The sequence below is a fragment of the Pseudomonas sp. MPC6 genome (assembly GCF_006094435.1).
In the GTDB taxonomy this organism is placed as follows: domain Bacteria; phylum Pseudomonadota; class Gammaproteobacteria; order Pseudomonadales; family Pseudomonadaceae; genus Aquipseudomonas.
In genome coordinates this window covers 3,563,059-3,587,347 of the sequence record NZ_CP034783.1, presented here as the reverse complement: position 1 = coordinate 3,587,347, position 24,289 = coordinate 3,563,059, and the positions used below count along the sequence as shown (strand labels likewise).

The 24,289-nt window shown below is 61.0% G+C and carries 21 protein-coding genes; 15 read left to right on the top strand and 6 right to left on the bottom strand.

Annotated features, from left to right (window positions below):
- Window positions 1-39: 39 nt before the first annotated feature.
- Window positions 40-807: a hydroxyacylglutathione hydrolase gene (gloB, locus tag ELQ88_RS18560; protein ID WP_138966874.1), complete on the bottom strand. Its 768-nt coding sequence runs from the start codon at window positions 805-807 to the stop codon at window positions 40-42.
- Window positions 808-873: 66 nt separating this feature from the next.
- Here gloB and ELQ88_RS18555 point away from each other — a divergent pair, with 66 nt between their 5' ends.
- The 5 genes from ELQ88_RS18555 to ELQ88_RS18535 all read left to right on the top strand — a co-directional run bounded on the left by ELQ88_RS18555 (window position 874) and on the right by ELQ88_RS18535 (window position 6,189).
- A complete protein-coding gene (locus ELQ88_RS18555; protein WP_128871086.1) occupies window positions 874-1,632 on the top strand; it encodes a methyltransferase domain-containing protein in 759 nt (252 codons plus the stop codon).
- 92 nt (window positions 1,633-1,724) lie between these two features.
- Window positions 1,725-2,177: a ribonuclease HI gene (rnhA, locus tag ELQ88_RS18550; RefSeq protein ID WP_138966872.1), complete on the top strand. Its 453-nt coding sequence runs from the start codon at window positions 1,725-1,727 to the stop codon at window positions 2,175-2,177.
- A gap of 213 nt (window positions 2,178-2,390) precedes the next feature.
- A complete protein-coding gene (gene dnaQ / locus ELQ88_RS18545) occupies window positions 2,391-3,149 on the top strand; it encodes a DNA polymerase III subunit epsilon (protein WP_128871087.1) in 759 nt (252 codons plus the stop codon).
- A gap of 155 nt (window positions 3,150-3,304) precedes the next feature.
- On the top strand, window positions 3,305-5,560 hold the full coding sequence (locus ELQ88_RS18540; RefSeq protein ID WP_128871088.1) for an Orn/Lys/Arg decarboxylase N-terminal domain-containing protein: 2,256 nt from the start codon (window positions 3,305-3,307) through the stop codon (window positions 5,558-5,560).
- Between the two features lie 14 nt (window positions 5,561-5,574).
- Window positions 5,575-6,189, top strand: coding sequence for a GNAT family N-acetyltransferase (locus ELQ88_RS18535; RefSeq protein WP_128871089.1), 615 nt, complete (start codon window positions 5,575-5,577; stop codon window positions 6,187-6,189).
- Here ELQ88_RS18535 and ELQ88_RS18530 read toward each other — a convergent pair.
- Window positions 6,155-7,048: a LysR family transcriptional regulator gene (locus ELQ88_RS18530; RefSeq protein WP_128871090.1), complete on the bottom strand. Its 894-nt coding sequence runs from the start codon at window positions 7,046-7,048 to the stop codon at window positions 6,155-6,157. The genes ELQ88_RS18535 and ELQ88_RS18530 overlap by 35 nt on opposite strands.
- A gap of 88 nt (window positions 7,049-7,136) precedes the next feature.
- Window positions 7,137-7,397 (bottom strand): hypothetical protein, encoded by a 261-nt coding sequence (locus tag ELQ88_RS18525; RefSeq protein ID WP_128871091.1) that lies wholly within the window; start codon window positions 7,395-7,397, stop codon window positions 7,137-7,139.
- Between the two features lie 174 nt (window positions 7,398-7,571).
- Here ELQ88_RS18525 and ELQ88_RS18520 point away from each other — a divergent pair, with 174 nt between their 5' ends.
- A complete protein-coding gene (locus ELQ88_RS18520) occupies window positions 7,572-8,132 on the top strand; it encodes an NADPH-dependent FMN reductase (RefSeq protein ID WP_138966870.1) in 561 nt (186 codons plus the stop codon).
- Between the two features lie 386 nt (window positions 8,133-8,518).
- Entirely contained in the window at window positions 8,519-9,802 is a 1,284-nt protein-coding gene (locus tag ELQ88_RS18515) for an arsenic transporter (protein ID WP_138966868.1), read from the top strand.
- Window positions 9,803-9,931: 129 nt separating this feature from the next.
- Here the strand turns inward: ELQ88_RS18515 and ELQ88_RS18510 are convergent, their stop codons facing one another.
- Window positions 9,932-10,882: a DUF1853 family protein gene (locus tag ELQ88_RS18510; protein ID WP_138966866.1), complete on the bottom strand. Its 951-nt coding sequence runs from the start codon at window positions 10,880-10,882 to the stop codon at window positions 9,932-9,934.
- A gap of 108 nt (window positions 10,883-10,990) precedes the next feature.
- On the opposite strand from ELQ88_RS18510, the gene ELQ88_RS18505 reads away from it, so the two are divergent.
- The 8 genes from ELQ88_RS18505 (at window position 10,991) to ELQ88_RS18470 (ending at window position 21,408) form a co-directional block, all read left to right on the top strand.
- Window positions 10,991-11,881 (top strand): NAD(+) kinase, encoded by an 891-nt coding sequence (locus ELQ88_RS18505; RefSeq protein ID WP_010459816.1) that lies wholly within the window; start codon window positions 10,991-10,993, stop codon window positions 11,879-11,881.
- On the top strand, window positions 11,881-12,852 hold the full coding sequence (locus ELQ88_RS18500; protein ID WP_138966864.1) for a metallophosphoesterase: 972 nt from the start codon (window positions 11,881-11,883) through the stop codon (window positions 12,850-12,852). Before ELQ88_RS18505 ends, ELQ88_RS18500 begins: the two co-directional genes overlap by 1 nt.
- Window positions 12,849-13,718 (top strand): rhomboid family intramembrane serine protease, encoded by an 870-nt coding sequence (locus ELQ88_RS18495; protein ID WP_138966863.1) that lies wholly within the window; start codon window positions 12,849-12,851, stop codon window positions 13,716-13,718. Before ELQ88_RS18500 ends, ELQ88_RS18495 begins: the two co-directional genes overlap by 4 nt.
- 33 nt (window positions 13,719-13,751) lie before the next feature.
- A complete protein-coding gene (locus ELQ88_RS18490) occupies window positions 13,752-14,012 on the top strand; it encodes a DUF1315 family protein (RefSeq protein ID WP_128871096.1) in 261 nt (86 codons plus the stop codon).
- The gene (locus ELQ88_RS18485; RefSeq protein ID WP_138966861.1) at window positions 14,009-14,839 is read left to right on the top strand and encodes a DUF2797 domain-containing protein; all 831 of its coding nucleotides are present in this window, start codon (window positions 14,009-14,011) and stop codon (window positions 14,837-14,839) included. Before ELQ88_RS18490 ends, ELQ88_RS18485 begins: the two co-directional genes overlap by 4 nt.
- Before the next feature lie 10 nt (window positions 14,840-14,849).
- A complete protein-coding gene (gene pepN / locus ELQ88_RS18480) occupies window positions 14,850-17,522 on the top strand; it encodes an aminopeptidase N (protein WP_138966859.1) in 2,673 nt (890 codons plus the stop codon).
- Window positions 17,523-17,921: 399 nt separating this feature from the next.
- A complete protein-coding gene (locus tag ELQ88_RS18475; protein WP_138966857.1) occupies window positions 17,922-18,995 on the top strand; it encodes a YCF48-related protein in 1,074 nt (357 codons plus the stop codon).
- A gap of 28 nt (window positions 18,996-19,023) precedes the next feature.
- Window positions 19,024-21,408, top strand: a complete 2,385-nt coding sequence (locus ELQ88_RS18470; protein WP_138966855.1) for an RND family transporter — start codon at window positions 19,024-19,026, stop codon at window positions 21,406-21,408.
- Between the two features lie 181 nt (window positions 21,409-21,589).
- On the opposite strand, the gene ELQ88_RS18465 is transcribed toward ELQ88_RS18470, so the two are convergent.
- Together ELQ88_RS18465 and ELQ88_RS18460 are read right to left on the bottom strand one after the other, a co-directional pair.
- The gene (locus tag ELQ88_RS18465) at window positions 21,590-22,309 is read right to left on the bottom strand and encodes a FadR/GntR family transcriptional regulator (protein ID WP_128869455.1); all 720 of its coding nucleotides are present in this window, start codon (window positions 22,307-22,309) and stop codon (window positions 21,590-21,592) included.
- Between the two features lie 127 nt (window positions 22,310-22,436).
- Entirely contained in the window at window positions 22,437-24,173 is a 1,737-nt protein-coding gene (locus ELQ88_RS18460) for an IlvD/Edd family dehydratase (RefSeq protein WP_138966853.1), read from the bottom strand.
- Between the last annotated feature and the right edge of the window lie 116 nt (window positions 24,174-24,289).

Genomic DNA, 24,289 nt, shown 5'->3' with positions numbered 1-24,289 from the left:
GTCAACCATTCAGAATTTTTGTACCATCGGCAACACGGCTTAGAACTTATCTTTCCAAGCCCGAAGAGCAGCAAAGACCGCACTCGGAGCCCGGTTATGGGTTCCGTTCCGTTCGTCCACTTTTTCTTTAACGGATGTTTCTCCGGTACGTAGAAACGGATTGGTGAGCTTTTCCAGGGCCAGCGTCGAAGGCAGGGTGATGATCCCGGCTTCCCGTTGTCGAGTGACAGTGGCCAGCCGTTCGACGATCGCCGGGTTGCCCGGTTCGACCGCGAGGGCGAAGCGCAGATTGCTCAGGGTGTATTCATGACCGCAGTAGACCTGCGTATCGTCGGGAAGGGCCGCGAGGCGCGTCAGCGAGCTGTGCATTTGCTCCGGCGTGCCTTCGAACAGGCGTCCGCATCCTGCGGCGAACAGGGTGTCACCGCAAAACAGCAGCCCCGGGTGATAAAGGGCTATGTGCCCCAGCGTGTGGCCAGGGATTGCGATGGCCTCGAAGTCACAGCCCAGCACGCTGAAGCGGTCGCCGTCCTTGAGGGCGATATCCCGCGCCGGGATGTTTTCACTGGCCGGGCCGTAGACGGTGGCGTCTGTCGCTTTTTTCAGCTGTTCGACGCCGCCGACATGGTCATGATGGTGGTGAGTGATCAGAATATCGCTCAGTACCCATTGCGGATTTGCCTCGAGCCAGGCCTGGACCGGCCCGGCATCGCCCGGATCGACGACTGCGCAGCGCCGGGTGGGGTGGTCTTGTAACAACCAGATGTAGTTGTCGGTGAAGGCGGGGAGGGCACTGATCTGTATCATCGTCGGATTCGCCAAGGAGAAAACAATGGCGCATCTTAGAACTTCCTGGCGCGTTGGAGAAATGCAATGACCGATAAAGCGTTCGCTCAGGCCGATCCTGAGTGGCTGACGTTGATCAGCGCGGCCCGTGAATGGCTGTCCGGCCCGATCGGGCAGTTTCTGCTGGACGAAGAGCGCCGCATGCTCGAAGACGAGCTGGGGCGCTTCTTCGGCGGCTACCTGGTGCATTACGGTCCGTCGGCCCAGACCCCGCCGTCGGCGCCGCAGGTGCAGCGCAATGTGCGGCTCGGCGCGCCATTGCCGGGCGTCGAGATCGTCTGTGAGGAGCAGGCCTGGCCGCTGAGCGAGCACGCCGCCGATGTGGTGGTGTTGCAACACGGGCTGGATTTCTGCCTGTCGCCCCATGGTTTGCTGCGCGAAGCGGCCAGCAGCGTACGCCCCGGCGGTCATCTGTTGATCGTCGGGATCAACCCCTGGAGCACCTGGGGCTTGCGCCATGTATTCGCCCACGATGGCTTGCGCAAGGCGCGCTGCATTTCCCCGTCCAGGGTCGGCGACTGGCTGAACCTGCTGGGCTTTGCGCTGGAGAAACGCCGCTTCGGATGCTATCGTCCGCCGCTGGCGTCCCCCGCCTGGCAGGCCCGCCTGGCCGGTTGGGAGCGCAAGGCCGGTGACTGGCAACTGTCGGGTGGCGGCTTCTATCTACTCGTCGCACGCAAGATCGTGGTGGGCCTGCGACCGCTGCGTCAGGAGCGGCGCGAACCGATGGGCAAGCTGATTCCGTTGCCGATGGCCAAGGTCAACCGTCGTCGCATCGAGCCGTAATACACATTCATATTTCCGGTCGGGTTTGTCCCGGCCTCGGGCATCGTCGGTCAAGGATCGACGGGCCAACCGCATTTTCTGGATAGATTGGCATGAGCGATAGCGTAGAACTCTTCACCGACGGCGCCTGCAAAGGCAATCCCGGCCCTGGCGGCTGGGGCGCATTGCTGGTGTGCAAGGGCATTGAAAAAGAACTCTGGGGCGGCGAAGCCAACACCACCAACAACCGCATGGAGTTGATGGGCGCGATCCGCGGCCTGGAGGAACTCAAGCGTTCCTGCGACGTGCTGCTGGTCACCGACTCCCAGTACGTGATGAAAGGCATCAACGAGTGGATGGACAACTGGAAGAAGCGCGGCTGGAAGACCGCAGCGAAGGAGCCGGTAAAAAATGCCGATCTGTGGAAGCTGCTGGATGAGCAGGTCAACCGGCACAACGTTAAGTGGAAGTGGGTGCGCGGGCACATCGGCCACCATGGCAACGAACGGGCCGACCAACTGGCCAACCGCGGGGTGGATGAAGTGCGTGGGTACAAGCAGGCCTGATTCCGATTCCACCGGAACACTGCGGCGCGGCCATTCGCGAGCAAGCCCGCTCCCACACTGGAGCCTGAGTGCATGCAGAATTTGTGTTGCATGAAGATCCAATGTGGGGCGGGCTTGCTCGCGAATGGGGCAGCACGGTGTACCTGAAACACCCCGGCGAGCGTGTTAACATCGCCGCCTTTGTAAGAACGACCCGTTGAGAGCTGAGCACTGATGGCCACCAGATCCGTTGTACTCGATACCGAAACCACCGGCATGCCGGTGACCGATGGCCACCGGATTATTGAAATCGGTTGTGTCGAGTTGATCGGTCGGCGCCTGACGGGCCGGCATTTCCACGTTTACCTGCAACCGGATCGCGAGAGTGATGAAGGCGCCATCGGCGTCCACGGCATCACCAACGAATTCCTGGTGGGCAAGCCGCGTTTCACCGAAGTCGCCGAGGAGTTCTTCGAGTTCATCAAGGGCGCGCAGCTGATCATCCATAACGCGGCGTTCGACGTTGGCTTCATCAACAACGAATTCGCCCTGATGGGCCAGCACGATCGCGCGGACATCACCCGACACTGCTCGATCCTCGACACCCTGATGATGGCCCGGGAGCGTCACCCCGGGCAGCGCAACAGTCTCGATGCCTTGTGCAAACGCTACGGCGTCGATAACTCCGGCCGTGAACTCCACGGCGCCTTGCTCGACTCCGAGATCCTTGCCGACGTCTACCTGACCATGACCGGCGGCCAGACCAGCCTGTCCCTGGCCGGTAATGCTTCCGATGGCAACGGTTCCGGTGAAGGCGCGGACAACTCGGCCACTGAAATCCGCCGCTTGCCAGTCGACCGTCAACCGACGCGCGTCATTCGCGCCAGCGAAGATGACCTGGCGCAGCACATCGCCCGCCTGGAAGCCATCGCCAAGTCCGCCGGTGCGCCGTCGCTGTGGCAGCAACTGGCGGAGGCCAAGGCTCAGGCTTAGGGATAGGCGTAGGCCCGAAAAGATCTCTTGATCTTGATAACGCCCACGGAGCCAATGACCCATTTCAGTGCATCCGCGCTCGCCACAACCGCATCAACCCTCTACCCTGAGGTGATTGGCGGACCACGGTCCGCCGCCTCAGGACACTGAGCCTCATGTATAAAGATTTGAAATTCCCGGTCCTGATCGTCCACCGCGACATCAAGGCCGACACCGTCGCCGGTGACCGTGTGCGTGGCATCGCCCGGGAGCTGGAGCAGGAAGGCTTCAGCATTGTTTCGGCGGTCAATTACACCGAGGGGCGTCTGGTCGCCTCGACCCACCACGGCCTCTCCTGCATGTTGATTGCCGCCGAAGACGCCAGCACAAACTCGCACCTGCTGCACAACATGGCCGAGCTGATCGGCCTGGCGCGGGTGCGTGCGCCGGATCTGCCGATCTTCGCCCTCGGCGAACAGGTGACACTGGAAAACGCCCCGGCCGACGCCATGGCTGAACTCAATCAATTGCGCGGCATTCTGTACCTGTTCGAAGACACCGTGCCGTTCCTCGCCCGACAGGTGGCCCGCGCGTCGCGCAAATACCTTGATGGCCTGCTGCCACCGTTTTTCAAAGCCCTGGTGCAGCACACCGCCGACTCCAACTATTCCTGGCACACGCCCGGTCATGGCGGTGGCGTGGCGTATCACAAGAGTCCGGTCGGGCAGGCGTTCCACCAGTTTTTCGGGGAAAACACCCTGCGTTCGGATTTGTCGGTGTCGGTGCCGGAGCTGGGTTCGCTGCTCGATCACACCGGTCCCCTGGCAGAAGCGGAGGCCCGTGCCGCCCGCAATTTCGGCGCCGATCACACCTTCTTCGTCATCAACGGCACCTCGACCGCCAACAAGATCGTCTGGCATTCGATGGTCGCCCGGGATGACCTGGTGCTGGTGGATCGCAACTGTCACAAATCGGTGCTGCATTCGATCATCATGACCGGCGCCATCCCGCTCTACCTGTGCCCGGAGCGTAACGAACTGGGGATCATCGGCCCGATTCCCTTGAGCGAATTCAGCCGCGAATCGATCCAGGCCAAGATCGACGCCAGCCCGCTGACCAAGGGCCGGGCCCCCAGGGTCAAACTCGCGGTGATCACCAACTCCACCTATGACGGCCTCTGTTACAACGCCGAGCTGATCAAGCAGAACCTGGGCAACAGCGTCGAGGTCTTGCACTTCGACGAGGCCTGGTACGCATATGCGGCATTCCATGAGTTTTTCGCCGGACGTTACGGCATGGGCACTTCCCGCAGTGAAGACAGCCCGCTGGTGTTCACCACCCATTCCACCCACAAGCTGTTGGCAGCGTTCAGCCAGGCCTCGATGATTCACGTCCAGGACGGCGGCGCGCGGCAACTGGACCGGGATCGCTTCAATGAAGCGTTCATGATGCATATTTCCACCTCGCCGCAGTACAGCATCATTGCGTCCCTGGACGTGGCATCGGCCATGATGGAGGGCCCGGCGGGACGTTCGCTGTTGCAGGAAATGTTCGACGAGGCCCTGAGTTTTCGTCGGGCCCTGGCCAATCTGCGGCAACACATTGCCGCGGATGACTGGTGGTTCTCCATCTGGCAGCCACCGTCGGTGCAAGGCATCGACCGTGTCGTCACCGAAGACTGGTTGCTGCAACCCGAGGCCGAATGGCACGGTTTTGGCGGCGTCACCGACGACTACGTGTTGCTCGATCCGATCAAGGTCACCCTGGTGATGCCAGGCCTGACCGCCGGTGGAGCGCTTAGCGAGCGCGGGATTCCGGCGGCGGTGGTCAGCAAATTCCTCTGGGAGCGTGGCTTGGTCGTCGAGAAGACCGGGCTGTATTCATTCCTGGTGCTGTTTTCCATGGGCATCACCAAAGGCAAATGGAGCACGCTGCTGACCGAGCTGCTGGAATTCAAGCGCAGCTACGATGCCAACGTCAGCCTCGCCAGCTGCCTGCCCTGCGTGGCGCAAGCGCATGTCACGCGTTATCAGGGCATGGGGCTGCGCGACCTGTGTGATCAATTGCACGCCTGCTACCGCAGCAACGCCACGGCCAAACACCTCAAGCGCATGTACACCGTGCTGCCGGAAATCGCCATGAAGCCATCCGACGCCTATGATCAGTTGGTGCGTGGCGACGTTGAAGCGGTGTCGATCGACGACCTGGAGGGTCGGATCGCCGCAGTGATGCTGGTGCCGTACCCACCGGGGATTCCGTTGATCATGCCCGGCGAACGTTTTACCCAGTCGACGCGCTCGATCATCGATTACCTGGCGTTTGCCCGTACATTCGACAGCAGCTTCCCGGGATTTGTCGTTGATGTGCACGGCTTGCAACACGAAGACGAGGGCAATGGACGGCATTACACCGTCGATTGCATCAAGGAATGAGGACCTTTCCCAGTATGCAACCGGTCATGAATCCGCAATACCCAGGGCTGTCGGTGCGCGTTGCCGACGATGGTTTCGCCGCTTATATCTGGGGCAGTGACTTCAGTTTTGAAGTCGCGGCCTATGGCGCCGCACACCTCGGCGAACCGGTGGAGCGCTGGCCGGTGACGCCCATCACGCCTTACCGCAAGTGCTACGGCATCGATCCCGAGGAGTTCAGCAGTTTCCGCGAGGCGACCGACAGCGAGATTTTCATGGCGTATCTCGATGACGAACCGGTGGGTCACCTGGTGGTGAGCACCAATTGGAACGGCTTTGCCCATATCGATGAGTTGGCGGTGCACGCGCCGGCTCGCCGACATGGCGTGGCCAAGGCGCTGCTGGATGTGGCGCAGTTCTGGAGTCGCAAGAAAAAACTGCCGGGCATCATGCTCGAAACCCAGAACAATAACCTGGGTGCCTGTCGGCTCTATGAGCGTTGCGGCTTCGTGGTGGGCGGGATCGATCATCTGCGTTATCGCGGCATTGATCCGAACACCGCGGAAGTGGCGCTGTTTTGGTACCGATTGTTCGATAACCCGCTGGAAAACCCGTTCAGCTCGCCAGCATCGCCGCGGCTTGTTCCGTGACGATGTCCAGCAGTGCCTGAATGGCCGGCGAAAGTTCGCCATTTTTCAAGGTCAGGGCATACAGGCTGATCGGCACCGCGGGCGCCAGCGGGCAAGCGTCGAGCCCGGTCGATCTGGCCCCGAGCGCGGTAAACGGGTCGACGATCGCCAGGCCTTCGCCGGCCTCGACCATGCTGCGCATCATCTGATGAGTCTGCACCCGGGTATGGACCACCGGGGCCGGGCGTAACCCGTGCAGTTTGTGGTCGAACGCCGGGCTCAACGGATCATGACCTTCCAGACCCACCATCGATTGTCCCGCCAGGTCTTGCAGCGACACGTACTTCTGTTTCGGTTGCAGCCAGCCATGGGGGGCGAGCAGCTGAAGTTTGCCCTGGCCAATCACCTGGCAATGGATGTCGGCGTGGTCGGGGTCGTGCAGGCTCAGGCCCAGATCGCTTTCGCGCAGCAGCAGGCTTCTGACGATCTCGCGGGTGGGTTGGCTCAGCAGGCTGCAAGGCGCATCGGGCAGGCGCTTGCGCAAGGTCGCGATGCTCTGCGGCAGCAGCTGTTGCGCCAGGGGCGGGGTGCAGATTATACGCAGGGGCGGGGCTTGATAGTGCTTGAGGCTGCTCGCCAGGCGCTGGACCGGCTCGAGCGCATCATAGACGTGGGCTATTTCAACTTGCAACGCACGCGCCTCGCGCGTGGCCTGCAGGCGTCCACGCACGCTGGAAAACAGCATGAAACCCAACTGATCCTCGGCCTCGCGCAGAATGCGTTCAACCTCGGCCACCGGCAACTGCAGCCATTCGGCGGCAGTGCCCAGGTGACCGGTCTGCAAGAGCGCCTGGATCACTTCGATATGACGTAAACGCATGCGTGAAGTCCATGTTCGGCAGGTGAGGGAGTCAGTGACTGAATCCTAACCCAAGTGCGCGCATATGACTTCTGCTCATAACGGCAGGTTATGAGGCAACGGTGGTTTCCGGCAGCTCGCCGACGTAGGTGTCGGGTTCACGCGTGATAGTGACGTCCGATTGAATCAGCTGAAACCGGTTGTCATCGAGTTTTTTCATTCGATCGCCGATAGCCAGTTTATAGGTGGTGACAGGCGCCGAGCCGGCAAGACCGTCTGCCGGCGGGGTGGAGTCCTGGAACTCATGCACTAGGTAAACGCGGCCTTCCGCGTCTCTTGCATGGAACTGACCGACGAGTACTGCTGCCATCTGCTTAGAACCTCTGGAGATAAATCACGCAATTTGCGGGTCTGTAGACCTTGGTTGGGCGAAGTAAGTTTTCCTGCTGGAAAAAAATAGTCAGGGGCGGTGTTTTAGTCGCCCACTGCTTGAATCGTCATCTATAACTACTAGCTCTTTCTATCGGATAGTCGAGAATCTTCCATGAGCAACGTCTACACGATCGCGGTACTGGTCGGCAGCTTGAGAAAGGAATCGATCAATCGCAAGGTCGCTCTGGCCCTGGCCGATCTGGCGCCGGCGAATCTCAAGCTGAACATCATCGAAATCGGCGACCTGCCACTGTACAACGAAGACATCGATGGCGCTTCACCGCCGGCAGCCTACAGCACTTTCCGACAACAAGTGAGCTCATCCGACGCAGTGCTGTTCGTGACCCCCGAATATAACCGTTCGGTGCCGGCGCCATTGAAGAATGCGATCGACGTCGGTTCGCGTCCCTATGGCCAGAGCGCCTGGGGCGGCAAACCGGGGGCGGTGATCAGCGTTTCACCGGGCGCGGTGGGCGGATTTGGTGCCAACCATCACCTGCGCCAATCCATGGTGTTCCTCGATGTACCCTGCATGCAGCAGCCGGAAGCCTACCTGAGCGGGGCTGGTGCGGCGTTCGACGAGGCGGGCAAATTGTCCGAGACGGTCAAGCCGTTCCTGCAGAAATTCATCAATGCCTATGGAAAATGGGTAGAACAGCATAAGAAAGAGTGAAGAACCCTGTAGGAGCGAGCTTGCTCGCGATGGTGTGTCAGTCGACACCTATGTGGCTGACACACCATCGTGAGCAAGCTTGCTCCTACAGCATGGGTGTCAGTTGACACCCATGTTTGCTGACACACCATCGCGAGCAAGCTTGCTCCTACAGCAGCAATGGGTTGCTCCGGGAATCAGTGCTTTACTGTATATTCGATATTCCATATATTCACGCTTGGTTTGTCCAGAAGCGTGCTCCCCATGTCCGACTCTAGGGCGCCATGGCCGATCATCAAGGCTGGCTGGCGGCGGATGTCGCGCGACTGCAAGCCTTGAGCGACCGACCTGCACGCTGCTGTTGAACCCCGGTTTTCGTTGCGCCCCTTTTTTGAAGGCTGCTGTGCATGCTCATTGCGTCGTTGATTTTCCTGCTGACCATCACCCTGGTGATCTGGCAACCCAAAGGCCTCGGCGTCGGCTGGAGCGCGGTATTCGGCGCCGTGCTGGCGTTGATCTTCGGCGTGGTGCACCTGGGCGATATCCCGATTGTGTGGCAGATCATCTGGAATGCCACCGGTACCTTTGTCGCGCTGATCATTATCAGCCTGCTGCTGGACGAGGCGGGGTTCTTTGCCTGGGCGGCGCTGCATGTGGCGCGCTGGGGGCGCGGCAGTGGGCGCAAGTTGTTCGCTTACATGGTGCTGCTCGGCGCGCTGGTCTCGGCGTTGTTCGCCAATGACGGCGCGGCGTTGATTTTGACCCCGATCGTGATTTCCATGCTGCTGGCCCTGCGGTTTTCTCCGGCGGCAACCCTGGCATTCGTCATGGGCGCCGGTTTCATTGCCGACACCGCGAGCCTGCCGTTGGTGGTGTCGAACCTGGTGAACATCGTTTCCGCAGACTTCTTCAACATCACGTTCAATCGTTATGCGGCCGTGATGATCCCGGTCAACCTGGTGAGTGTCGCGGCGACCCTGGCCATGCTGATGTGGTTCTTCCGGCGCGACATTCCCAAGGCTTACGACCCCGGGCAGCTCGAGTCTCCCGAGTCCGCGATTCATGACAAGGCGACGTTTGTTGCCGGCTGGGTGGTGTTGGTGATTCTGTTGCTCGGCTGCTTCGCCCTGGAACCGCTGGGCATTCCGATCAGTGCCATCTCGGCGGTGTGTGCGGCGCTGCTGTTGGCCATTGCTGCCCGTGGCCACAAAATTTCCACGCGCAAGGTGATGAAAGAAGCACCGTGGCAGATCGTGATTTTCTCGTTGGGCATGTACCTGGTGGTCTACGGCCTGCGCAATGCCGGGCTCACCGGGTATCTGGCCGGCTGGCTCGACGGCTTTGCCGGTTACGGCATTTGGGGCGCGGCCCTGGGCACCGGTGTCTTGACGGCACTGCTGTCGTCGATGATGAATAATTTGCCGACGGTGCTGATCGGGTTGCTGTCGATCGATGCCAGCCAGGCTACGGGGGTGGTGAAGGAGGCGATGATCTACGCCAACGTCATCGGCAGTGATCTGGGGCCGAAGATCACGCCGATCGGCAGTCTGGCGACGTTGTTGTGGCTGCATGTGCTGCAGCGCAAGAACATCCGGATTGGCTGGGGGTATTACTTCAAGGTCGGGATTGTGTTGACGGTGCCGGTGTTGTTGGCGACGTTGGCTGCGTTGGCGTTGCGGCTGTCCATCTAGACCGCGTCGGCCCCATCGCGAGCAAGCCCGCTCCCACAGGATTTATGTCGAATGCAGATTTAGCGAACGGTACAAAACCCTGTGGGAGCGGGCTTGCCCGCGAAGAGGCCAGCCCAGGCGCTACAAAACTCAGCCATTGCCCGGCACATTCGGCCAAAGATCCGCCACCAGGAACAACCGCTCCGCTTCCTCCCAGTCCCCATCGCCATTCTCGACCAGTCGTACCAGCAACTGCGCCGGGGCCAGTGGTTCCAGGTCGCTCAACCACATTTCCAGCTGTTCAGCGCTCCAGGTCTGTTCCACCGGGTAATGCGCCGGCGCCAGCCAGGCGTGGCGGGGCAGGGGTTGCCAGCGACCGGACGGGCGCTGCACGACAAAGTCCGCCCAGTCCTTTTGATGCAACCAGCTGCCACGCAAATGCTGCGGATGTGCGCCGCCCGGTGGTGTGGACTGCCCCGGCCACGGATACAGCAGATAACCGCCCAGCCACAGATGCGCACTGAACTGCTGGATATCCAGCGCCGCCAGCACCTCACGGCTCTCCGGGCGGGCGGAAATCGGCAATTGGTGCTGGCTGAGGTGGGCGAGTTTGCGGTCCAGCCGATCGTGGCAGCCCGGGCCGAGCCACTGCGCCGTGTCGTGTCCGTCGCCGTTCTGCGGGCCGAGGTAGAGTTTGATCGCCAGTTCCAGGTGGTGCACGCCATCGCGATCGCGCAGCAACATGTCCAGCTCGCCCAGGGTGTGACCCTCGCGGCGGATCGGCATGTTCGCGGCAATCAGTTCGATGCCCGGTGCGTGGCGCACTGCGTACTGCCACAGACGTTCGTAATACAAACCCAGGCGCCGGGTCCTGGCCTGGGCCAGCCAGTGCAGCAAGTCATAACTGTCGCGATCGAGCTGCCGCAGCCACAGTTCCAGTTGTTGCGGCGCCTGCACCCAGTCACTGCCGGCCAGCGGATGGCGCTGCGGCCACGGGGTGACGTCGAGCATCGGCGGCGCGAGAATGACCCAGGCCAGGTCGCGCACTTCGGGGTGGCGCAACTGATGGGGTAACTGCAGCAAATCGGGAAATAGGATCATCTTGCGAGCATAGCCTCAATCGCGAGTACACCGTTGTGGCTGAAAGGATTTTGTCTATCCCGCGCTTTCGCCCATAATCGTGTTTTTCGCCGTCCTCGCAGGAACCCCATGGAGCAATTTCGCAATATCGGCATCATCGGTCGCCTGGGCAGTTCCCAGGTGCTGGATACCGTCCGCCGACTGAAACGGTTTCTGCTCGATCGTCACCTGCACGTGATCCTCGAAGACACCATTGCCGAAGTCTTGCCCGGTCATGGCCTGCAAACCTCGTCACGCAAGATGCTCGGCGAAGTCTGTGACATGGTGATTGTGGTCGGCGGCGACGGCAGCCTGTTGGGGGCTGCCCGGGCGTTGGCCCGGCACAATATTCCGGTGCTGGGCATCAACCGCGGCAGCCTGGGTTTCCTCACCGATATTCGCCCCGACGAACTGGAAGTGAAAGTCGCCGAAGTGCTCGACGGCCACTACCTGGTGGAAAACCGCTTCCTGCTACAGGCCGAAGTCCGGCGTCACGCCGAGGCCATTGGCCAGGGCGATGCGTTGAACGACGTGGTGCTGCACCCGGGCAAATCGACGCGGATGATCGAATTCGAGCTGTACATCGACGGCCAGTTCGTCTGCAGCCAGAAGGCCGACGGCCTGATCGTCGCCACGCCCACCGGCTCGACCGCCTATGCGCTGTCGGCGGGCGGACCGATCATGCACCCCAAGCTTGACGCTATTGTGATTGTGCCGATGTACCCCCATACCTTGTCGGGCCGGCCCATTGTGGTCGATGGCAACAGTGAGCTGAAAATCGTCGTGTCCAAGGATATGCAGATCTACCCGCAAGTCTCCTGTGACGGGCAGAACCATTTCACCTGCGCGCCCGGCGACACCATTACCATCAGCAAGAAGGCGCAGAAGTTGCGGCTGATTCATCCGCTCGACCACAACTACTATGAGGTGTGCCGGACCAAACTTGGCTGGGGCAGCCGATTGGGGGGTGGAGGCGACTGATGTTCGATCCCGCGCGAAGTTACGACCTGATCGGTGACGTGCACGGTTGCGCTCTGACCCTGGAGCACTTGCTCGACCGGCTCGGTTATAAAAGACAAGGCGGCGTCTGGCGGCATCCGTCGCGCATGGCGGTGTTCGTCGGCGACATCATCGACCGCGGCCCGCGGATTCGCGAGGCGCTGCACATCGTTCACGACATGGTCGAGGCCGGCCAGGCGCTGTGCATCATGGGCAACCATGAATTCAACGCCCTGGGCTGGAGCACCCCGGCGCTGCCTGGCAGCGGCCAGCAATTCGTCCGTGAACACACGCCGCGCCATGCCCGTCTGCTCAACGAAACCCTGACCCAGTTCGAGCACCATCCGGCTGACTGGCACGACTTTCTGCAATGGTTCTATGAGCTGCCCCTGTTCATCGATGCCGGGCGCTTCCGGGTCGTGCATGCCTGCTGGGATGCCGGCCTGATCGAACCGCTGCAGGCGCTGTTCCCCAACGGTTGCGTCGATGAGCATTTCCTCCAGGCCTCGGCGGTGCCCGGCAGCTTTGCCTGCACCGTGTTCGATCGCTTGCTGCGCGGCACCGACATGCGTTTGCCCCACGGGCTGACAATGACCAGCGGTGATGGCCTGACGCGTTCGTTCTTCCGCACCAAGTTCTGGGAAGACGATCCGCAAACCTACGGAGACATTGTGTTCCAGCCTGATGCATTGCCAGAGCCCGTGGCCCAAACGCCCTTGTCGTCCACCGAGAAAGACACCTTGCTGCGTTATGGCGGCGATGAGCCTCTGCTGTTCGTCGGTCATTACTGGCGCAACGGCAAACCGGCACCGATCCGGCCGAACCTGGCCTGCCTGGACTACAGCGCAGTGCTCTACGGCAAACTGGTGGCCTATCGCCTGGATCAGGAAACCCGTCTCGACCCGCATAAATTCGTCTGGGTCGATGTCGAGCGGCCGGAGGTGCTGCAATGAGTACCGTTGCGGTATTGCGCCTGCCCCTGGCGGTGGACCTGAGTGGCTTCGTCAAGTTGCTGCAGCGCATGCAAGTGCCGCATCGGGTCAGTGAAGAGGCGGGCGAACAAGTGCTGTGGGTGCCGGAGAACATCAGTGAAGACGTGCGTTCGTTATACGAACGTTTTCCCGCGGGCGATCCCGGGCAGCAACTGGACATCCCCGTGGCGTCGACCACCCGCCGCCCCGGTTTTGTCGAGCAACTGCGCCATGCCAAGGCGACGGCACTGGTACTGGCGTTGAGCCTGCTGGTCGGCGCGGTGACGCTGCTGGGCGAAAACTTCGCGACGATGCGCTGGCTGACCTTTCTCGATTTCCGCATCGTCGGCGACTACCTCCATTTCGTGCCGTTGGCCGACAGCCTGGCGGCGGGGCAGTGGTGGCGCCTGGTGACGCCGATGCTGATCCATTTCGGCATCCTGCACCTGGCCATGAACGGCATGTGGTACTGGGAGCTGGGGCGGCGCATCGAGTCGCGCCAGGGCAGTATCAACCTGCTCGGCCTGACCTTGCTGTTCAGCCTGGTGTCCAACTATACCCAGTTCATTTTCAGCGGCCCGAGCTTGTTTGGCGGGTTGTCCGGGGTGCTGTACGGCCTGCTGGGGCACTGCTGGATTTTCCAGATTCTGTCGCCGAACCCGGCCTATCGCCTGCCGCGTGGCGTGCTGGTGATGATGCTGGTGTGGCTGGTGCTCTGCCTGTCCGGGCTGGTCTCGATGATCGGCTTCGGTGACATCGCCAACGCGGCCCACGTCAGCGGGTTACTCATCGGATGCTTCACCGGTCTGTTGGGTGGTTTGTACAACCGCCGTAAACTGGCCCTCTAAACAAGCTGTGTATCAATCAGGACGGAGACCTTGATGTCCTCTTTTAACGAAATGATCAACAACATCACCCCCGACATCTACCAGAGCCTGAAACTGGCGGTGGAAATCGGCAAATGGTCCGACGGTGGCAAACTCACCGCCGAACAACGGGAACTGTCGCTGCAGGCGATGATCGCCTGGGAAGTCCAGAACCTGCCGGAAGAACAGCGCACCGGTTACATGGGCCCGCAGGAATGCAGCTCCAAGTCGATCACCGTACCCAATATCCTGTTCAAGTCGGATGCTGTCCATTGATCGAGATCGGCCGCGGTGCAATCAGCAAAATGTCGGCGCGCCTGGACGGGCCGAACGTGCAATACGCGTTTCGTCTGGACGACCTCGAGGTACCGGTCAATCCCTTGATCGGCACCACGGTGCGCCTGGAATACCTGGGGGCGATCTTCTGCTCCCATTGCGGACGCAAGACCAAAACCAGTTTCAGCCAGGGTTACTGCTACCCGTGCATGACCAAACTGGCACAGTGCGACCTGTGCATCATGAGCCCGGAGCGCTGCCACTACGACGCGGGCACGTGCCGGGAGCCGGCGTGGGGCGAGCAGTTCTGCATGACCGATCACATCGTCTACCTGTCCAACTCCTCGGGGGTGAAGGTCGGCATTACCCGCGCGACCCAGTTGCCGACTCGCTGGATCGATCAGGGTGCCAGCCAGGCCTTGCCGATCATGCGCGTCTCGACCCGCCAGCAATCGGGCTTCGTCGAGGACCTGTTCCGCAGCCAGGTGGCGGACAAGACCAACTGGCGTGCTTTACTCAAGGGCGACGCGATGTCGGTCGACCTGGCCCAGGTTCGCGATCAGCTGTTTGAAAGCTGTGCCGACGGTTTGCAAGGTTTGCGGGAACGATTCGGCCTGCAGGCGATCCAGACCATTGCCGATGTCGAACCGCTCGAAATCCGCTATCCCATCGAGCAATACCCGGCGAAGATTGTCAGCTTCAACCTGGACAAGAACCCGATTGCCGAAGGCACGCTGTTGGGGATCAAGGGTCAATACCTGATTTTCGACACCGGCGTGATCAATATTCGCAAGTACACGGCCTATCAGCTCGCCGTGCATCAGTAAGGACTCCAGCATGCGCACCGAACAACCGAAGATGATTTACCTGAAGGACTATCAGGCCCCCGAGTACCTGATCGACGAGACGCACCTGACCTTCGAGTTGTTCGAGGACCACAGCCTGGTCCATGCGCAACTGGTGATGCGCCGCAATCCCGAGCGCGGCCCGGGCCTGCCGCCGCTGGTGCTCGACGGCCAGCAACTCGAACTGCTGTCGGTGACCCTGGCCGATCGTGAACTGGGCATTGCGGACTATCAGTTGACCGACTATCAGTTAACAGAGCAGCACCTGACCCTGCAGCCGACCAGCACCACCTTCACGGTCGACACCAGCGTCCGGATCCACCCGGAAACCAACACCGCGCTGGAAGGCCTTTACAAGTCCGGCACGATGTTCTGCACCCAGTGCGAGGCCGAAGGTTTCCGCAAGATCACCTATTACCTCGACCGTCCGGACGTGATGAGCACGTTCACCACCACGGTCGTTGCCGAACAGCACAGCTACCCGGTGCTGCTGTCCAACGGCAACCCGATTGCCTCGGGGCCTGGCGAAGACGGCCGGCACTGGGCGACCTGGGAAGACCCGTTCAAGAAACCGGCCTACCTGTTCGCACTGGTGGCCGGTGATCTGTGGTGCGTCGAAGACACCTTCACCACCATGACCGAGCGCCCCGTGGCGCTGCGTATCTATGTCGAGCCGGAAAACATCGACAAGTGCCAGCACGCCATGAACAGCCTGAAGAAGTCCATGCGCTGGGACGAAGAGGTCTACGGTCGCGAGTACGACCTGGACATCTTCATGATCGTCGCGGTCAATGATTTCAACATGGGCGCCATGGAGAACAAGGGCCTCAACATCTTCAACTCCAGCGCCGTGCTGGCGAAGGCCGAAACCGCGACCGACGCCGCGCACCAGCGGGTCGAGGCCATTGTCGCCCACGAATACTTCCACAACTGGTCGGGCAACCGCGTGACGTGCCGCGACTGGTTCCAGCTGTCGCTCAAGGAAGGCTTCACCGTGTTCCGCGATTCCGGCTTCTCCGCCGACATGAACTCGGCGACGGTCAAGCGCATCCAGGACGTGGCCTACCTGCGCACCCACCAGTTCGCCGAAGACGCCGGTCCCATGGCCCACGCCGTGCGCCCGGACAGTTTCATCGAGATTTCCAACTTCTACACCCTGACCGTGTACGAAAAGGGCTCGGAAGTGGTCGGCATGATCCACACCTTGCTCGGCGCTGACGGCTTTCGCAAAGGCAGCGACCTGTACTTCGAACGCCATGACGGCCAGGCCGTGACCTGTGATGACTTCATCAAGGCCATGGAAGACGCCAACGGGGTCGACCTGACCCAGTTCAAGCGCTGGTACAGCCAGGCCGGCACACCGCGGTTGGCGGTGAGCGAGTCCTACGACGCCGCAGCGAAAACCTACAGCCTGACCTTCCGCCAGAGCTGCCCGCAAACCCCGGACAAAGTCGAAAAACTGCCGTTCGTGATTCCGGTCGAACTGGGCCTGCTGGACAGCAAGGGCGGTGAGATTGCCCTGCGTCTTTCTGGTGAAGCAACGGCTCAAGGTACATCGCGGGTTATTTCCGTGACCGAAGCCGAGCAGACCTTCACCTTTGTCGACATCGCTGAAAAACCACTGCCTTCGTTGCTGCGCGGCTTCTCGGCCCCGGTGAAGCTGAGCTTCCCGTACGACCGCGACCAGCTGATGTTTTTGATGCAGCATGACAGCGACGGCTTCAATCGCTGGGATGCCGGTCAGCAATTGTCGGTTCAGGTCTTGCAGGAGCTGATCGCCGATCACCAGAAGGGCGAGACGCTGGTCCTCGACCCGCGTCTGATTACGGCCTTGCGCACGGTGCTGTCGGACGAGACGCTGGACCAGGCCATGGTCGCGGAAATGCTCTCGCTGCCGGGCGAAGCCTATCTGACCGAGATCAGCGAAGTGGCCGACGTCGATGCCATCCACATCGCCCGCGAGTTTGCCCGCAAACAATTGGCGGAAGGTTTGTTCGAGGCGCTGTGGCTGCGTTATCAGGCTAATCGCGACCTCTCGAAGCAGACCCCCTATGTCGCCGAAGCCGAGCACTTCGCCCGTCGCGCGCTGCAGAACATTGCGTTGTCGTACCTGATGCTCAGCGGCAAGCCGGAAGTGTTGGCGGCGACGCTCGAGCAGTTCGAGACCAGCGACAACATGACCGAGCGCCTGACGGCGTTGGCGGTGCTGGTGAATTCGCCATTCGAGGAGCAGAAGGCCACGGCCCTGGCGAGTTTCGCCGAGCACTTCAAGGACAACCCGCTGGTCATGGATCAGTGGTTCAGCGTTCAGGCCGGCAGTACCTTGCCGGGTGGTCTGGAGCGGGTTCGGCAGTTGATGCAGCATCCTGCGTTCAACATCAAGAACCCGAACAAGGTCCGGGCACTGATCGGCGCGTTTGCCGGGCAGAACCTGATCAACTTCCATGCGGCGGACGGTTCCGGGTACCGGTTCCTGACGGATCTGGTGATCGAGCTGGACGGGTTCAACCCGCAGATCGCTTCCCGGCAATTGGCGCCGCTGACGCGCTGGCGCAAATACGACGCTGCGCGCCAGGCGTTGATGAAAGGTGAGCTGGAGCGGATTCGTGCTTCGGGTCAGTTGTCCAGCGATGTGTTTGAAGTGGTCAGCAAGAGCCTGGCCTGAGTCCGGCTCATCTCCTGCAGGGCGTTCACCCCGGACCCCTGTAGGAGCTGGCTTGCCAGCGAAGGCGTCATATCAGCCAATACTTATGTCGACTGACCCACCGCCTTCGCTGGCAAGCCAGCTCCTACAGGTATTGCGCAAGTCCTCAGTTCCGAGCCAACCCCAATCACCCCTCCTGATACCCCATCATTCATCCTCTCCCCATACCGCCCTTGGTTAACAAAACATAACGTGGCGTCGATTGTCAGACCTTTCCAAACCCCGATAGGATAAGCCAGCTTCCGAAGGGGCTCTGGATTGCGGGTTTCAGGACTATGCTCCAGAACATGCAATCGCGATGCACCCCTTACGGCGCCCAGAAAGGTTGAACGACCTAACAATAATAATGGGGGAAGGTCTATGAGTGAGCCTGTCATGGGTGTGGGTATCTGCCGCCCGCCGGCACTGCGCAAATTTGCGTTGCTGGCTACAGCGCTCTCGCTGTTGGGCTGTGCCGTGCTGTCGGCACCAGTGCTGGCCGCTGCGACGCCAGCGTCCGATGTGGTTTATTCCGTTGAATCCGCCAAGGCCAGCAAAAGCCTGATGCTCGACGTCGTGCACGCCGGCAATCGCCTGGTGGCCGTCGGGGATCGCGGGCATATTTTGTATTCCGATGACCAGGGCACGACCTGGACCCAGGCCAAGGTGCCCACCCGGCAACTGTTGACCTCGGTATTTTTCGTCGACGACAAACACGGCTGGGCCGTTGGCCATGACGCGCAGATCCTCGCCAGCGAAGATGGCGGCGTCACCTGGACCAAACAGTTCGAAGACCTCAAACGCGAATCGCCGCTGCTCGATGTCTGGTTCCAGGACGTCGACAGCGGCTTTGCCGTGGGAGCCTACGGTGCCTTGATGGCAACCACCGACGGCGGCCAGCACTGGGAAGACGTCAGCGACCGCCTGGACAATGAAGACCAGTTCCACCTCAACGCCATCGCAGCGGTCAAGGATGCCGGGCTGTTCATCGTCGGCGAGCAGGGCAGCATGTTCCGCTCTGCCGATGGTGGCCAGACCTGGGAGAAGCTGGAAGGCCCCTATGAAGGCTCGTTGTTCGGGGTGATCGGCACCGCTCAGGCCAATACCCTGCTGGCCTATGGGTTGCGGGGCAATCTGTATCGTTCCACGGATTTCGGCAGCACCTGGGAACAGGTCGAGTTGCAGGCTGCGCGTGGCGCGCTCGAGTTCGGCCTGTCCGGCGCCACATTGCTCGACGACGGCTCCATCGTGATCGTCGGCAATGGCGGTTCGGTGATCCGCAGCAACGACAACGGCGAAACCTTCAGCGTGTTCAATCGCCCGGATCGCATTTCCGTTTCGGCCGTCACCGCGGCGGGCAACGGCAATCTGATTCTGGCAGGACAGGGCGGCGTTCGTATCACCTCGCCAACCGGCGCCGGCGCAGAGAATGGCAAAAACGGGTCGTCCAAATGAGCCGGGCACATAATAAGAAGGCGGGTCTATGACATCCTTGAGCAGTCATCATCAGGACAAGGCGACGTTTCTCGAGCGCCTGATTTTCAACAACCGCCCGGCAGTGATCTTCATCTGCCTGCTGGTCAGTGTGTTCCTGTTCTGGCAGGCGACGCTGATCCGGCCGTCCACCAGTTTTGAAAAAATGATCCCGCTCGATCATCCGTTCATTCAAAAGATGATGGAGCACCGCAACGACCTGGCGAACCTGGGCAACACCGTGCGGATCTCGGTGGAAGCCACCGATGGCGACATCTTCTCCAAGGAGTACATGGAGACCCTGCGTCAGATCAACGACGAAGTGTTCTACATTTCCGGCGTCGACCGGTCCGGCCTCAAGTCGCTGTGGAGTCCGAGCGTGCGCTGGACCGAAGTGACGGAGGAGGGGTTCGCCGGGGGTGAAGTGATTCCCCAGAGCTACAACGGTTCCCAGCAAAGCCTCGACCTGCTGCGCAACAACGTGCTCAAGTCCGGGCAGGTCGGGCGCCTGGTGGCCAACGACTTCAAGTCGAGCATTGTCGACATCCCGCTGCTGGAGTCCTACCCGGACCCGCAGGATCAGGGCACGCTGCTGGCCCTGGACTACCGCAAGTTCTCCCACGAGCTGGAAGAAAAGATCCGCGACAAGTTCGAAGCCCAGAACCCCAACGTGCAGATCCACATCGTCGGTTTTGCCAAGAAAGTCGGCGACCTGATCGATGGCCTGGTCATGGTGGTGATGTTCTTCGGCGTGGCCTTCGTCATCACCCTGATCCTGCTCTACTGGTTCACCAACTGCATGCGCAGCACCGTGGCGGTGTTGAGTACGACGCTGGTGGCCGTGGTCTGGCAGCTTGGCCTGATGCACTTCTTCGGCTTCGGGCTGGACCCGTATTCGATGCTGGTGCCGTTCCTGATCTTCGCCATCGGTATTTCCCACGGCGTACAGAAAATCAACGGTATCGCCTTGCAGTCCAGCGAAGCGGACAACGCCCTGACGGCCGCGCGCCGCACCTTCCGCCAGCTGTTCTTGCCGGGGATGATTGCGATCCTCGCGGATGCGGTGGGTTTCATCACGCTGCTGATCATCGATATCGGCGTGATCCGTGAACTGGCGATCGGCGCGTCCATCGGCGTCGCGGTGATCGTGTTCACCAACCTGATCCTGCTGCCGGTGGCAATTTCCTACGTCGGGATCAGCAAACGCGCGGTCGAACGCAGCAAGAAAGACGCGCATCGCGAACACCCGTTCTGGCGCCTGCTGTCGAACTTCGCCAGCCCGAAAGTCGCCCCAGTGTCGATTGTCCTGGCATTGATCGCCTTCGGTGGCGGCCTCTGGTACAGCCAGAACCTGAAAATCGGCGACCTCGACCAGGGTGCACCGGAACTGCGTCCGGACTCGCGCTATAACCAGGACAACAACTTCATCATCAGCAACTACTCCACCAGTTCCGACGTGTTGGTGGTGATGGTCAAGACCAAGTCCGAAGGCTGTTCGCGCTACGAAGCCATGGCACCGATCGACGAGTTGATGTGGAAGATGCAGAACACCGAGGGCGTGCAGTCGGCGATCTCGCTGGTCACCGTGTCCAAGCAGATGATCAAGGGCATGAACGAGGGCAACCTGAAATGGGAAACCCTGTCGCGCAACCCGGACGTGCTGAACAACTCCATCGCCCGGGCTGACGGCCTGTACAACAACAGTTGCTCCCTGGCGCCGGTGCTCGTATTCCTCAATGATCACAAGGCCGAAACCCTGGATCGCGCAGTACATGCGGTGCAGGAGTTCGCCAAGGAGAACAACAGGGACGGGCTGGAGTTCATCCTCGCTGCCGGTAATGCCGGGATCGAGGCCGCCACCAACGAGGTGATCAAGGAGTCCGAGCTGACCATCCTGATCCTCGTCTACATCTGCGTCGCGACCATGTGCATGATCACCTTCCGTTCCTGGGCGGCGACCTTGTGCATCGTGCTGCCGCTGGTGCTGACCTCGGTACTCGGTAACGCGCTGATGGCGTTCATGGGCATCGGCGTGAAGGTCGCGACCTTGCCGGTGGTGGCTTTGGGCGTGGGGATTGGCGTGGACTACGGCATCTATATCTACAGCCGCCTGGAAAGCTTCCTGCGTGCCGGTTTGCCGTTGCAGGAGGCGTACTACCAGACGCTGAAGTCCACCGGTAAAGCGGTACTGTTCACCGGCCTGTGCCTGGCCATCGGCGTGTGCACCTGGATCTTCTCGGCCATCAAGTTCCAGGCCGATATGGGGCTGATGCTGACCTTCATGCTGCTGTGGAACATGTTCGGCGCGTTGTGGCTGCTGCCGGCGCTGGCGCGGTTCCTGATCAAGCCGGAAAAGCTGGCAGGGCAGAAGGGCAATTCGTTGTTTGCTCACTGATTCCTGGCAGCAACAGAAAAAGCCGCAACCCAGGTTGCGGCTTTTTCATATCTGAAGATTCACACCACCCCTGTAGGCGTTGGTTTGCCGGCGAAGACGTCCGCTCAGGCGATAAATGTGGCGACTGGCCGGCCGCTTTCGCTGCGGTGCGGCGATCCGTCAAGCCCGCTCCTAGAGGGGATTATGCGGGATCGCTGCCCAACACCACATTCAACGCACTGCGCGCATCATCCAGCTGCACCAGCGTCGCATGCCGCGCGCCCAGCGCATCGCGATTCTCGATCGCGGTAAGGATCGCTTTGTGTCGCGGCAGCGCCAACTCATGCAGATTGGGGCGTTGGTTGGAGTGCTTCAACGCTTCGGCAATGGCTACCGATAGCATGTTGCACAGGTTCGCCAGTAAATCGTTGTGCGTTGCGTCGGCGATTCGGCTGTGGAAGTCCAGGTCCGGTTGCAACAAGGCTTCGGGAGTCGGTGCGGTTTCCATGCGTTGGTAGGCTTCGCCGATGGCGGCGATGTCTTCGTCCGTGGCGTGCTGCGCAGCGAGGGCGGCGGCGGCCGGTTCGATGATGCTGCGCACACTGGTCAGCAGATCGAAGAATTGATTTTGCGGACTGCTTTGCATCAACCAGTGCAACACGTCCGGGTCGAGCATGTGCCATTCCTTGCGCGGCTTGACCACCGTGCCGACCCGCGGCCGGGAATACACCAGGCCCTTGGCAACCAGCACACGCGTGGCTTCACGCAGCACCGGCCGGCTGACGGCGTACTCTTCGCACAACAGGGCTTCGGCGGGCAGTTTGTCGTCTGGCTGGAAGCGTCCCGAGACGATCTGTATGCCCAGTTCCTGGACGATGCGCGAGTGCATGCTTTTGCGGTCGGAGGGTTTGCGGTAATCCATAGGGAACGACGCGATCCTGAGCGATGGAGGTGCGGCGCATGATAACAGGCGAGGCGCAATCTTCAGGCGGGCGCAAATCAAATAATGTGGGAGCGGGCTTGCTCGCTCCCACAGGGGATTGATGCAATTAGTGAGAGTGGCGCGGGACTTCGGAACCGCGGCAACCGACCAGGAAGTCGAAATCGCAGCCCTGGTCCGCCTGCAGCACATGGTCAATGTACAGCTGACGATAGCCGCCCACGATCAATTGCTGCGGCGGTTGCAGATCGGCCATGCGCGCTGCCAGCTCGGCGTCCGGGATGTCCAGGTGCAGACGGCCGTTGGCGCAATCAAGCTCGATCCAGTCACCTTCCTTCACCGTTGCCAAAGGCCCGCCGGCCGCCGCTTCCGGTGCCACGTGCAAAACCACGGTGCCGTACGCCGTGCCGCTCATGCGCGCATCGGAAATACGCACCATGTCGGTCACCCCCTGGGCCAGCAACTTGGCCGGCAAGCCCATGTTGCCGACTTCGGCCATGCCCGGATAACCCTTCGGCCCACAGTTTTTCATCACCAGAATCGAGTTGGCATCGACGTCCAGTTCCGGATCGTTGATCCGCGCCTTGTACATGTCGAAGTTCTCGAACACCACCGCACGGCCGCGATGTTGCATCAGTTCGGCGCTGGCGGCGGACGGTTTGAGCACCGCACCCAGTGGTGCCAGGTTGCCGCGCAACACACAGATGCCGCCGTCGGCACGGATCGGATTGTCGAGGGTGCGGATGACTTCGTCCTGGCCGTAGATCGGCGCGTCCTTGGTATTCTCGCCGAGGGTCTTGCCGTTGACGGTCAAGGCGTTCGGATGCGGGATAAGGTTGGCTTCGCCGAGGCGGCGCAGTACCGCTGGCAAGCCACCGGCGTAGTAGAACTCTTCCATCAGGAAGCGTCCGGACGGTTGCAGGTCGACGATGGTTGGCATGCCGCGACCGATGCGGGTCCAGTCATCCAGATCCAGTGCTACGCCGATGCGCCCGGCAATCGCCTTCAGGTGGATCACCGCATTGGTCGAACCGCCGATGGCCGCGTTCACGCGAATGGCGTTTTCGAACGCTTCCTTGGTCAGGATCTTCGACAGTCGCAAATCTTCGCGCACCATCTCCACTGCGCGCATGCCGGACATGTGCGCCAGCACATAACGACGTGCATCGACGGCCGGAATCGCCGCGTTGTGGGGCAGGGAAGTGCCCAGCGCTTCCGCCATGCAAGCCATGGTCGAGGCCGTGCCCATGGTGTTGCAAGTGCCCGCCGACCGGGACATGCCGCCCTCGGCCGCGAGGAAATCGTCAATGGTGATGGTGCCGGCTTTTACCTGCTCGCTGAGCTGCCAGACCACAGTGCCCGAGCCAATGTCCTGACCCTTGTGCTTGCCATTGAGCATCGGCCCGCCAGTGACGACGATCGCCGGCACGTCGCAACTGGCCGCGCCCATCAGCAGAGCCGGGGTGGTCTTGTCGCAACCGGTCAGCAGCACTACGCCATCGATCGGGTTACCGCGAATCGCTTCTTCCACATCCATGCTCGCCAGGTTGCGGGTGAGCATGGCGGTGGGACGCAGGTTCGATTCACCGTTGGAGAACACCGGAAACTCCACCGGGAAGCCCCCGGCTTCGATCACCCCGCGCTTGACGTGCTCCGCAATCTGGCGGAAGTGCGCGTTGCACGGGGTCAGTTCCGACCAGGTGTTGCAGATGCCGATGATCGGCTTGCCGTGGAACTGGTGGTCGGCGATGCCCTGATTCTTCATCCAGCTGCGGTACATGAAGCCGTTCTTGTCGGCGGTGCCAAACCATTGGGCGGAGCGCAGGGTGGGTTGCTTATCAGACATAATTGATTCTCTTATTGTATGACTATAATGCTGCAGTTGGCGCTTAACATAAGCCCAAATTGCTCTGTTTGGAAGTGTTGTTGGTTAAATAGTATTACTATATAGTCGCTTCCAAC